The organism is Salmonella sp. NW177 (assembly GCF_051811585.1).
Lineage (GTDB): Bacteria > Pseudomonadota > Gammaproteobacteria > Enterobacterales > Enterobacteriaceae > Salmonella > Salmonella enterica.
Genome location: NZ_JAMMZV010000011.1, coordinates 38,827 through 49,685, shown reverse-complemented (window position 1 = coordinate 49,685; position 10,859 = coordinate 38,827). Strand labels below are relative to the sequence as shown.

The window sequence follows — 10,859 nt, the reverse complement described above, 5'->3', positions numbered from 1 at the left end:
CCTCAGTAATTGACCTGGGACGGGCCATCTCCCGTTGCGCGATCGTTCTTATCGGGCATCGTGGACTGCGTTTGCGAATCGACTTTTTTCGTCGGCGGCGGCGCATTTTTATCGGCTGGCGGGAAATAAAGCGGCCCTTTCAAACCGCAGCCCGTCAGGCTGAACAGAGTAAGAAGTACAGCGAGTGTCTTAAACACGTTTTTCATTATGGATTGCCTGTAAGTTCATGCTTTCTATTTTCTATCATCGCAGGAGAAGGCGTAAAAGCAAGCGTTTAGGGGCTCTTTATAAAATCTGAAAAGCGGCGCGTTGCCATGATTATTGCGCATTTACATCAGGGAACATGCTTTGCTAATCACTTTAGGTTTACGTACCACGTCCGGATGACCTTATGCAATATCGTAATTTGTTTTGCCTTTTTTCGCTTTCACTTCTGCTGCCTCCCGCCTGGGGATGCCGGCTGAGTGAATCTCCGCACAATGTTTATCAACGGCAAGGCAGCGGCGTGGTTTATCTCCAGCCAGAAGAGGAGAACAATCTTTCGTTGCCGGAGGTGAATTTCAAACGCCTGCGTCGGTTACCCAATTCATTGATTAACCCGGCAACTCAGGGCTGGAACTGGATAGCCCAGCCCCCTTCCTGAACCGGGAAATTAACGCCGGAAAAGAGCATGGCTATTTTATGCGTGATAGCCAGCAAGGTCAGGGTATTCATGTCTTTAGCATCAATGGGCCGCTAAAAGTCACCGAGCGTTTTGCGTATGACAACCGCTATGTTTATACGTGGATTGGCAGCCAGCTTTACCGAACAGCATCCCCCTGCCCGGATAAGACGCATACTCTGAATAGGAACGTCATGTACACCAACAATAAAGACATCATCATCATAACGCAGGCACCGGAATGCCAAAAATGACGCCGCTAAACCATTTTGCACGTTTGAATAAACATCTGAAAAACGCCCTTCGGGGCGTGGGGATCGGTTCATGCATTTACGTCATTATTGAAAGCGTTATGCACGGCACGATAAACGGTGTTGAAGCTGCCGGGGTTCTGACGATAAGCGCGGTACTCGGTCTGCTTAGCGCTCTTTTGGATATCAAAGCAAAGCCGCGCGCCCCCTTAATCCTGTTGCATTTTCTCCTCTGCGGCGGCTGCGTCGCGCTGATGGTGGCAATGCTGTCGGCTCTGAACCATTTCCCGGTTAACGCGTCCGTCATACTTATCACCAGTGCGCTATTTATCGTCATTTATCTACCGCTGGGTTTTATCCTTTACCGCTCACAACGGTAATTCGTATCAGTTCCAGAAGCTGACGCTTCCCCTTATACTGGCGCTATCACTCAATAGCGGGATAAAACAATGAACGACAGTGAATTTCATCGCCTGGCTGACGCCCTGTGGCTCACCATTGAAGAACGCCTCGATAACTGGGACGGCGACAGCGATATCGACTGCGAAATCAACGGCGGCGTGCTGACCCTCAGCTTTGAGAACGGCAGTAAGATCATTATTAACCGTCAGGAGCCGTTGCACCAGGTGTGGCTGGCGACCAAACAGGGCGGCTATCATTTCGATCTGAAAGGCGACGAGTGGATTTGCGATCGCAGCGGCGAAACCTTCTGGGATCTGCTGGAGCAGGCGGCGACGCAGCAAGCGGGTGAAAAGGTGAGTTTTCGCTAAGTTTTAATTCCGCAGGAGAGCCAGAAGAATAGCGCTTTCCTGCGTATATTTAACGAGATATGCGGTCGTATTACCAACCCCGAAATGTGAAATACAGCCAGGTTGCCAGAAACAGCGCGGGCCATACACTCAACCAACCAACCCAAAAACCGTAGCGTTGCCAAAAGGTTAGGTTAAATAGTGGCTTCTGCTCGGTAAAAAGTTGACGTAACGCTGGTGACCAACGTTTTTCCTTGATTTCATTGCTGCAATGATTGCATATCGCTAAACCAAACTTATCTCTTTTTCTCGCCTGAGACAGACCACATGTACGGGTCCTTTTTTGGCGAATAATCAACCATACATCCTGATTATTACAATAAGGGCATGTTTCATGTGTGGGTAGGGTTGCCAGAGGCAGCACATCAATATGGTGAGTAATAACAAAAAACATATATCTCTACCCTATTGTTCCAGGTTTCTGGCAACAGCCATTTTAAAAATATCCTGTAACTCATCTGAATCATAATCGAGATCGTTTAGAGAGATATTCATCACGCGATTACTTCCATGCTTATTTAATAATGACAGAAAATTATTACGCATTTTCTCATTAGTAATTCGCTGACAATAAAGCTCAACATCTTTGACAAAAACGGCCAGCACAGGCGTATTATCGCTAACACGCTCACCAACATAGTCGATTTCATGCCAGTAAACTATTGGTAGCCTGGTTGTGTGTAATGTTACTCCCTCCTGGTTCAACGTTAGCTGTGGCTTTCCTGAAAAGGCGGAGTACCAGTAAGCACTTGCGCCTGCTATCATGAGGAGTATTAAAAAAACACACACCATCTTTAGCATAATACTATAATTTAGAAAGAGGCTCATCATAAGAGCTATAGCTACCACTGAATAAAACAGAGCTAATTTTATTTGTCGTTTCTTATTCACGTAAATAAGAATAGGGTTGTTTATTGACATATAATATCCTTTTATAAAAACATCCATAAGAAACCATTAAAGAGCTTTTGTTTCTAATATGGTTTTTCAAAACATATTTACGAAAACAATGAAAGACGCGATAGCGTTTTGAACGGTCTGGATATTACTACATAAATTGTATAAGAAAAAATATTGTCTAAACCTTGTTCCGCTCAATGAGCATTCTTCGAATGTAGGCTGGATAAGGCGTGTTAGCGCCGCCATCCGGCACAGTATCGCTCTAAAGCCATAATCATATTGATAAGAATAATGGCCGCACATGTGAGCATTAACGCGGTAAAGAACAAAAAGGCGATACCGTACAATTCCCATCCCAAGTCATAGAGAAAATGGTAATTGTCGCAGGAGATGATCACATCCTCCAGACCGGGACATACTTTTCCCCATCGCCCCCAGTAAGACGCATCCCAGAGTTGAAAACTGGCCATGCTGGCGCATAGCGAGAGCAGGCACCCAGCGGATATAAAACAGAATAACTTATTTATAAGAATGAAGCCGAGGCTGACCATCGCCATGACTATCCCTAACAAAATGAACGCATCTGCCACCTCAAACCTCCTCCTGTAAACCAAATGCGGAGGTCACGGTAACGAAGTTGGGTGAAGTTAATGTGAAGCGGTGAACGCCGGCCGGGCAGCTTTGCCCGGCGCAGCACTTACGAAAAATACTGCTGCAATAGCGGCGCGTCATGATCCTGGTTTGCTGGCGGCACGGTGTTGATAGGCTGCGTACGGAATGGGATCACCTGCGCGCGGCCATCGGTTTTCACTATCTGGTAGAACTGCGGCAGGTTAAAGTTGATAAAACTGGAGCCATACGTGAAGCGATCGTGCGATGACGAATAGAAGCGACTGACGTCGCGCACCAGTTCTTCCTTGCTACCTTCGCAGTGGTGATACACTTCCGCCCGGTTACTTTCATCCAGAATATAAATATTAAAGCCTTTCTCATCGCCCGTTTCTTCAAAGAAGAACTGGATGATCCCTTCGCTGGCGAAGCCATCCACCACTGACGGCAATTTCACCTGGTTGGTTTCCACCTGTACCGACAGCCCGTGCAGCTTGTTATGCGAAATCGCGCCGTAGAATTCGATAGCGTTCTCCAGCTTCTGCACCGAGACATTCAAGCGTTCGAAGAATAGCCCCCACGTCTGCCCGGAAACCCGCAGCGCCTTGAAGCGACCGGTCTCCTGACGGGTGCTGGAAAGACGTAGCTCAATACATTCGGAGACCAGTTGCTGCACACGGGTGCGAATCAGGCCGCGAAGATGCTGACTGTAGCAGAACACCTCCACGCTATCCGGCGGCGCGGCATCCTGGTGCATTTTCCCCAGAATCGTTTTCAGCGCTTCGATCATCGCCTGCTCGCCGTTAAAGTGCAGAGTACGCACTTCGTTCCACGAGTTGCGATATAACAAGTCGATACTGCCTATCAGACAGTTTTGCTCTTCGCCAAAGCTGAAAACGTCCAGCTTACGGAAGTCAAAATGGACCACTTTATTGCGAAACGCCGCCGTCGGGTCATATTCGAGGTTAACGATAATCGCCAGATGGCGAATTTCACAGGGGCTGTAGAGCGCTTTCGGCGTCGGAGCAGGCAAGCGCAGCGGGAAATGGTGCGAAACATCGGCGACCATCTCCTGCAACTTAGGCAGGTCGACAATACCGTTGCCCTTAATAAACAGATGCGTTCGCGACGTCAGCAGGCCGTTGAACCACGCCCACGCGACCAGCTTATTAAGATAACGGTTATATTCCAGCGGCTGATGGCTGATGATGGAATCCATGTTCGGCGCGCGGTTGTAGAGATACCAGCCTGAACGGTTGGCGCGTCCCGGCGGCACATGGATAAAGGTTAAATTCGGCTCGGACAGATCCGGCGATATCTGCGGGTTCACCAGCGTGACTTTACCCGGCAACGCTTCAAAAGCCGCGTACAGCTTACGCGTCAGTACGCCGATATCCTGCGGGCTGGCACTCACGCTGAGGTTGTTGCGCCGCGCAAAGCGAATCAGATTACGATAGCTCTGCATCATGGCGTCGAGCAATTCGTTGTGGGCTTCGCGCACCTGATCGATTTTCCAGTTTGCGCGATTATCGAGCATGGTCAGACGCGCGTCGTCCCATCCCCACTCGCTGACTAACTGGCTTAATACTTCCCGACGCCAGCCTACGCAGGCGCGCTCGCGACTTAATTTCTCGCACACTTTCAGGTAAAAGCAGCGGCGGACTAAATCCAGCCGCGTCGGATCTTCAATCGCCATCAGGTATTCAGTGACCCGTTCCAGCATCATGCAGTAGGGATCGAGTCCAAACGATACGATTTCACCGTCATGCAGACGTTGTTTAATATCTTTCGCCAGCAGACGTGGGTTGGGATATTCCCATGAGTAGGCTTCCAGCAGCAGCGTTTTCAGCACCGCTTTGTACGGCGAGTCAATGCTCTTGTATAGCTGCCACAGGCTGGCGCCAAAGTACTCTTCGGCGGAGAGCGAGCTTAAGCCCCCCAGATCCAGCCATTCGTTTGGCGTTAATACGCCCTGCGCGTAGAGCGTCATGACATAGTCGTCGTAATGCTCTTCTTCGTCGCACGGCACCATACTCCACAGGATACGCTTCCCGGCCAGGCGCACAGCGGTACGATAAAACTCATCAAGCAACAGGATATGCTGCGTAGAACCACAGTCTTCCCCGCCCAGACTGCCGCTTTCGTTATGGCGGAAACGGTTCTCGTCGATCAGGAAGAAGCTCACCTCAACGCCAAGCGAGGCGGCCCAGCTTTCCAGCAGGCTACACTTACGTTGCAGCAACTGACGCTCTTCGCCGTCGAGCCAGGACTGATGGCACACCCAGATATCCAGGTCGGACGAGCAGCTCTGCCCGACCGAGGAGGTGCTGCCCATGGTGTAAACGCCGGTAATCGGCAGCTCGCCCTTCGGCGGGTCCTGCGGCGTCATACCGCGGTACAGCTCAAGTTCGTTCAGATAGTGGCGTTGGGTTTCATCAGGCGTGTAGAAGCAAATACCGCTGGGAACGTTACCATCAAGGTAACCCGGCATCAGTGGATGGTGATAGTGCAATAATGTCGGCAGAAGACTGTAAACCTGCTGAAAAGCGGGTCCCATGGCAGCAAGCGCGCGATCCACACGCAGTTGATTTATGGCATCCAGTCTCTGTTTCAGAGTCTCAATATAGAGGTACAAGACGTATCGCCTGATGTTGCTACCCGTCATGGTGCAGGTCAGTACTTGACCGTCGCCATTCGGGATAAACCGTATGTCAAAAATAACCGTTACCCTTTCTCGTCTGCATATTTTTATCTAATACCGACGAAAAAATGGTCTAAAACGTGATCAATTTAACACCTTGCTCATTGACCGTAAAGAAAGATGCGCTACATACAAGTGTAGCACCGTTCGCTGCGTGTAAATTCTTAAATACGGGCTGGCGGTTTCTCGTCATTATTCACTGTCATTGACGACACTGCGCCTTATCCTCTCACTCACGGTGACCGGAAAACTAACATACTCTCTATAAGGATGTTAGGATGGTCAATGATTGATAATGACGGTAACAAGCATGTTAGACAATGTTTTAAGAATTGCCACACGCCAAAGTCCCCTTGCGCTTTGGCAGGCACATTATGTCAAAGACGCATTGATGGCAACCCATCCGGGACTGACGGTAGAACTGGTGCCGATGGTCACACGCGGCGACGTGATCCTTGATACTCCCCTGGCGAAAGTGGGCGGTAAGGGACTGTTTGTTAAAGAGCTTGAAATCGCGCTGCTGGAAAAACGCGCTGATATCGCCGTGCACTCTATGAAAGACGTTCCGGTGGCCTTCCCGGACGGTCTCGGTCTGGTGACCATTTGCGAGCGCGAAGATCCGCGCGACGCGTTTGTCTCGAATAAATATCACAGTCTGGACGATCTGCCCGCGGGTAGTATCGTCGGGACGTCCAGTTTGCGTCGCCAGTGTCAACTGGCGGAACGCCGTCCGGACCTCATTATCCGTTCGTTGCGCGGCAACGTCGGCACACGTCTCGGCAAGCTGGACAACGGCGACTATGACGCCATTATCCTGGCCGTGGCCGGTCTGAAACGCTTAGGTCTGGAGTCGCGCATTCGCACAGCCTTGCCGCCCGACGTTTCGCTTCCTGCCGTAGGCCAGGGCGCCGTCGGGATTGAGTGTCGTCTTGACGACGCGCGAACACAGGCGCTGCTCGCACCGTTGAATCACTCGCAAACCGCGCTGCGCGTAACGGCGGAACGCGCTATGAACACCCGCCTGGAAGGCGGGTGTCAGGTGCCGATTGGCAGCTATGCAGAAATCATCAACGGTGAAATTTGGTTACGCGCGCTGGTTGGCGCGCCGGACGGTTCGGTGATGGTGCGCGGCGAACGTCGTGGTTCTCCCGAGCAGGCGGAGCAAATGGGCATCTCGCTTGCAGAGGAACTGCTGGAAAACGGCGCGCGCGCGATTCTGACAGAAGTTTATAACGGCGAGACGCCCGCATGAGTATTCTGATCACCCGCCCCTCTCCCGCAGGGGAAGCGTTAGTGAGCCGTCTGCGCGCACTGGGGCAGGTGGCCTGGAGTTTTCCACTGATTGAATTTGTCGCCGGCCGGGAGCTACCCACCCTGGCCGACCGCCTGGCGACGCTGACGGAAAACGATCTGGTTTTTGCCCTTTCACAGCACGCCGTCGCCTTTGCTCACGCCCAGCTCCAGCGGGATGGTCGAAACTGGCCTGCGTCGCCGCGCTATTTCGCGATTGGCCGCACCACGGCGCTCGCCCTTCATACCGTTAGCGGGTTCGATATTCGTTATCCATTGGATCGGGAAATCAGCGAAGCCTTGCTACAATTACCTGAATTACAAAATATTGCGGGCAAACGCGCGCTGATTTTGCGTGGCAATGGCGGCCGCGAACTGCTGGGCGAAACCCTGACAGCTCGCGGAGCCGAAGTCAGTTTTTGTGAATGTTATCAACGATGTGCGAAACATTACGATGGCGCGGAAGAAGCGATGCGCTGGCATACTCGCGGCGTAACAACGCTTGTTGTTACCAGCGGCGAGATGTTGCAACGGCTCTGGTCGCTGACTCCCCAGTGGTATCGTGAGCACTGGTTACTACGCTGTCGGCTATTGGTCGTCAGTGAGCGTCTGGCGCACCTCGCCCGGGAACTGGGCTGGCAAGATATTAAGGTCGCTGATAACGCCGACAACGATGCGCTGTTGCGCGCATTACAATAACTCTCATAATGGGATGCCATAATGACGGAACAAGAAAAATCCTCCGCCGTGGTTGATGAGACCAGGGAGAGCGTGGAAACCACGCCACAGCCAGTTAATACCGAGAAAAAAAGTAAGAACGGCGCCGCGCTGGTATTAAGCGCGGTGGCGATTGCGATTGCCCTGGCGGCAGGTATTGGGCTTTATGGCTGGGGAAAACAGCAGGCAACCGCGCAAACGGAAACCAGCGATGCGCTGGCGACGCAACTAACCGCCTTGCAAAAGGCGCAGGAGAGCCAAAAAGCGGAGCTGGAAGGGATTATCAAAAAACAAGCGGCGCAGTTAGATGACGCAAATCGCCAACAGGCGGCGCTGGCGAAACAGCTTGATGAAGTACAACAAAAAGTCGCCACCATTTCCGGCAGCGATGCTAAAACCTGGCTGCTGGCGCAGGCTGATTTCCTGGTGAAACTCGCCGGACGCAAGCTATGGAGCGATCAGGACGTCACTACCGCCGCTGCGCTGCTCAAAAGCGCTGACGCCAGTCTGGCGGACATGAATGACCCCAGCCTGATTACCGCACGACGCGCGATTACTGACGATATCGCCAGCCTGTCATCCGTTGCGCAGATCGACTACGACGGCATTATTCTCAAACTCAATCAGCTCTCTAACCAAATCGATAACCTGCGTCTGGCGGATAACGATACCGATGGTTCGCCGATGGATTCAGACAGCAGCGAGCTGTCCAGCTCGCTAAGCGAATGGCGCGTTAACCTGCAAAAAAGCTGGCAGAACTTTATGGACAGCTTTATTACCATTCGCCGCCGCGATGATACCGCCGTACCGCTGTTGGCGCCCAACCAGGACGTCTATTTACGCGAAAATATTCGCTCCCGCCTGTTAGTCGCCGCGCAGGCCGTGCCACGCCATCAGGAAGAAACATACCGTCAGGCGCTGGATAACGTTTCGACCTGGGTTCGCGCTTATTACGATACTGACGACGCCGCGACAAAAGCCTTCCTGGAGGAGGTCGATAAATTAAGCCAGCAAAATATCACGATGGATCTGCCGGAAACTCTGGGAAGCCAGGCGATTCTTGAAAAACTGATGCAAACCCGCGTGCGTAATCTGCTGGCGCAACCGACAGTCTCTACGGCAGCGCCTGCCACGCAGACAGACGCTCCGGCAGCCGCGCCGCAAGGAGAATAATGATGCTAAAAGTATTATTGCTCTTTGTGTTGTTGCTCGCGGGTATCGTGGTCGGCCCGATGATAGCCGGTCACCAGGGCTATGTGTTAATCCAGACCGATAACTACAACATTGAAACCAGCGTCACCGGACTGGCGATCATTCTCATCGTCGCTATGGTGGTGCTATTCGCCATTGAGTGGTTGCTACGCCGTCTGTTTCGTACCGGCGCGCACACCCGCGGTTGGTTTGCCGGCCGTAAACGCCGTCGCGCCCGCAAGCAGACCGAACAGGCGCTGCTGAAGCTGGCGGAGGGCGACTATCAGCAGGTTGAAAAGCTGATGTCAAAAAATGCCGACCATGCTGAACAACCGGTGGTAAATTATCTGCTGGCGGCAGAAGCGGCGCAGCAGCGCGGCGATGAAGCACGCGCTAATCAGCACCTTGAACGTGCGGCAGAGCTGGCGGGGAACGACACCATCCCGGTCGAGATCACACGCGTGCGCTTACAGCTGGCGCGCAATGAAAATCACGCGGCGCGTCACGGCGTGGACAAACTGCTGGAGGTCACGCCGCGTCACCCGGAAGTTCTGCGTCTGGCGGAGCAGGCCTATATTCGCACCAGCGCATGGAGTTCTTTACTGGATATCATCCCATCCATGGCGAAAGCGCACGTCGGCGATGAAGCGCATCGCGCCATGCTCGAACAACAGGCGTGGATAGGACTCATGGATCAGGCGCGTGCCGAGCAGGGCAGCGAAGGATTACGCGCCTGGTGGAAAAACCAAAGCCGTAAAACCCGCCATCAGGTGGCGCTGCAGGTCGCAATGGCCGAGCATCTGATCGAATGTGACGATCATGATATGGCGCAGCAGATTATCATTGACGGTCTGAAACGCCAGTATGACGATCGGCTGGTGCTGCCCATTCCTCGCCTCAGAACCAATAATCCGGAACAACTGGAGAAAGTGCTGCGCCAGCAAATCAAGACGGTAGGCGATCGCCCGCTGTTATGGAGCACGCTCGGCCAGTCGCTAATGAAACACGGTGAATGGCAGGAGGCGACTCTGGCTTTCCGCGCCGCGCTGAAACAACGCCCGGACGCGTATGATTATGCCTGGCTTGCCGATGCGCTTGATCGACTGCATCAACCCGAAGAGGCCGCCGCCATGCGACGCGACGGCCTGATGCTGACATTACAGAACAATCCCCCGCAGTAATTCCCTCTTGCCCGGTGGCGCTTCGCTTACCGGGCTTACCGCCTACACAAAATCATTCGGGATGCATAAAAAAACGCCTGCCCGGTTAAGGGGCAGGCGTCAAAACAGGTCTGTATGACAACATAAAGGGGTGCTTCACTCAACGTTGTGTCCAGGGTGTTTGATGAGGCGTAAGCGACATCTGTCAGTGGACGATAAGCACCGTAAACGGCTCTGCATCATTCCTGAGTTTATGAGGCCAGAAGGCGAACATAAGAGAGGGAATGAGCATCTACCCGTACATTATTGCACATAACGTGCCATCTTTGCACCGCTAAAAAACAGGCGCAGGCATTAAAAAAACGTAGAGAATTCACACGATTGTCATCCCCCCGCCGCTAGCGAGGTTTTAGCGTGTCGCCCGGCGGAGACAGAACAGGATGCTTTTTATAAAGTGATTATAAATCAATAGATTATTCGTCACCGAATAGCGACAAATGAAGCCTGGGATATCGCCAATAAACCATAATGGCAACACGTGCGGGATAAGTGGTTGAAAATGAACAGAAA

Annotated in this window: 12 protein-coding genes and 1 pseudogene; 8 read left to right on the top strand and 5 right to left on the bottom strand. The window is 52.4% G+C overall.

All coding sequences use genetic code 11. The features are described from left to right. Positions 1–2: 2 nt before the first annotated feature. A complete protein-coding gene (gene lptM, locus NA986_RS22695) occupies positions 3–206 on the bottom strand; it encodes an LPS translocon maturation chaperone LptM (protein WP_000799903.1) in 204 nt (67 codons plus the stop codon). A gap of 185 nt (positions 207–391) precedes the next feature. Here lptM and NA986_RS22690 point away from each other — a divergent pair, with 185 nt between their 5' ends. The 4 genes and pseudogenes from NA986_RS22690 to cyaY all read left to right on the top strand — a co-directional run bounded on the left by NA986_RS22690 (position 392) and on the right by cyaY (position 1,682). Then, on the top strand, positions 392–643 hold the full coding sequence (locus NA986_RS22690; RefSeq protein WP_001621231.1) for a hypothetical protein: 252 nt from the start codon (positions 392–394) through the stop codon (positions 641–643). Beyond that, positions 613–915: pseudogene (locus NA986_RS22685) on the top strand (hypothetical protein); the annotation flags it as partial. The gene NA986_RS22690 and the pseudogene NA986_RS22685, both read left to right, overlap by 31 nt. Then, positions 903–1,292: a DUF3021 family protein gene (locus NA986_RS22680; protein WP_017442077.1), complete on the top strand. Its 390-nt coding sequence runs from the start codon at positions 903–905 to the stop codon at positions 1,290–1,292. The pseudogene NA986_RS22685 and the gene NA986_RS22680, both read left to right, overlap by 13 nt. A 69-nt stretch (positions 1,293–1,361) precedes the next feature. Next, positions 1,362–1,682, top strand: coding sequence for an iron donor protein CyaY (cyaY, locus tag NA986_RS22675; protein ID WP_023215728.1), 321 nt, complete (start codon positions 1,362–1,364; stop codon positions 1,680–1,682). A gap of 70 nt (positions 1,683–1,752) precedes the next feature. On the opposite strand, the gene NA986_RS22670 is transcribed toward cyaY, so the two are convergent. The 4 genes from NA986_RS22670 to cyaA all read right to left on the bottom strand — a co-directional run bounded on the left by NA986_RS22670 (position 1,753) and on the right by cyaA (position 5,865). Next, positions 1,753–2,115 carry a hypothetical protein gene (locus tag NA986_RS22670; protein ID WP_010989084.1) on the bottom strand — a complete coding sequence of 121 codons (363 nt, stop codon included), beginning with the start codon at positions 2,113–2,115 and terminating at the stop codon, positions 1,753–1,755. An 11-nt stretch (positions 2,116–2,126) separates the two neighbouring features. Further along, a complete protein-coding gene (locus NA986_RS22665; RefSeq protein WP_001747560.1) occupies positions 2,127–2,669 on the bottom strand; it encodes an STM3941 family protein in 543 nt (180 codons plus the stop codon). A gap of 185 nt (positions 2,670–2,854) precedes the next feature. Beyond that, a complete protein-coding gene (locus NA986_RS22660) occupies positions 2,855–3,211 on the bottom strand; it encodes a hypothetical protein (protein ID WP_000752580.1) in 357 nt (118 codons plus the stop codon). Positions 3,212–3,318: 107 nt separating this feature from the next. Next, positions 3,319–5,865, bottom strand: a complete 2,547-nt coding sequence (gene cyaA, locus NA986_RS22655) for a class I adenylate cyclase (protein ID WP_023215727.1) — start codon at positions 5,863–5,865, stop codon at positions 3,319–3,321. A 376-nt stretch (positions 5,866–6,241) separates the two neighbouring features. Here cyaA and hemC point away from each other — a divergent pair, with 376 nt between their 5' ends. Genes hemC through hemY form a run of 4 tightly spaced genes read left to right on the top strand, consistent with a single transcriptional unit; the run spans position 6,242 to position 10,310 of the window. Then, a complete protein-coding gene (gene hemC, locus NA986_RS22650; protein WP_001521319.1) occupies positions 6,242–7,183 on the top strand; it encodes a hydroxymethylbilane synthase in 942 nt (313 codons plus the stop codon). Beyond that, positions 7,180–7,920, top strand: a complete 741-nt coding sequence (gene hemD, locus NA986_RS22645; protein ID WP_000025495.1) for a uroporphyrinogen-III synthase — start codon at positions 7,180–7,182, stop codon at positions 7,918–7,920. The genes hemC and hemD overlap by 4 nt, the downstream gene beginning before the upstream one ends. 21 nt (positions 7,921–7,941) lie before the next feature. Continuing rightward, positions 7,942–9,111 carry a uroporphyrinogen-III C-methyltransferase gene (hemX, locus tag NA986_RS22640; protein WP_000138962.1) on the top strand — a complete coding sequence of 390 codons (1,170 nt, stop codon included), beginning with the start codon at positions 7,942–7,944 and terminating at the stop codon, positions 9,109–9,111. A 2-nt stretch (positions 9,112–9,113) separates the two neighbouring features. After that, positions 9,114–10,310, top strand: coding sequence for a protoheme IX biogenesis protein HemY (gene hemY, locus NA986_RS22635; protein WP_031607597.1), 1,197 nt, complete (start codon positions 9,114–9,116; stop codon positions 10,308–10,310). The last annotated feature ends 549 nt before the right edge of the window (positions 10,311–10,859 follow it).

Coding starts and splice junctions, on each gene's coding strand:
- hemC (WP_001521319.1), top strand. CDS start 6,242: ATGTTAGACAATGTTTTAAGAATTGCCACACGCCAAAGTCCCCTTGCG.
- lptM (WP_000799903.1), bottom strand. CDS start 206: ATGAAAAACGTGTTTAAGACACTCGCTGTACTTCTTACTCTGTTCAGC.
- NA986_RS22665 (WP_001747560.1), bottom strand. CDS start 2,669: ATGGATGTTTTTATAAAAGGATATTATATGTCAATAAACAACCCTATT.
- NA986_RS22670 (WP_010989084.1), bottom strand. CDS start 2,115: ATGTTTTTTGTTATTACTCACCATATTGATGTGCTGCCTCTGGCAACC.
- hemY (WP_031607597.1), top strand. CDS start 9,114: ATGCTAAAAGTATTATTGCTCTTTGTGTTGTTGCTCGCGGGTATCGTG.
- NA986_RS22680 (WP_017442077.1), top strand. CDS start 903: ATGCCAAAAATGACGCCGCTAAACCATTTTGCACGTTTGAATAAACAT.
- cyaY (WP_023215728.1), top strand. CDS start 1,362: ATGAACGACAGTGAATTTCATCGCCTGGCTGACGCCCTGTGGCTCACC.
- hemX (WP_000138962.1), top strand. CDS start 7,942: ATGACGGAACAAGAAAAATCCTCCGCCGTGGTTGATGAGACCAGGGAG.
- hemD (WP_000025495.1), top strand. CDS start 7,180: ATGAGTATTCTGATCACCCGCCCCTCTCCCGCAGGGGAAGCGTTAGTG.
- NA986_RS22690 (WP_001621231.1), top strand. CDS start 392: ATGCAATATCGTAATTTGTTTTGCCTTTTTTCGCTTTCACTTCTGCTG.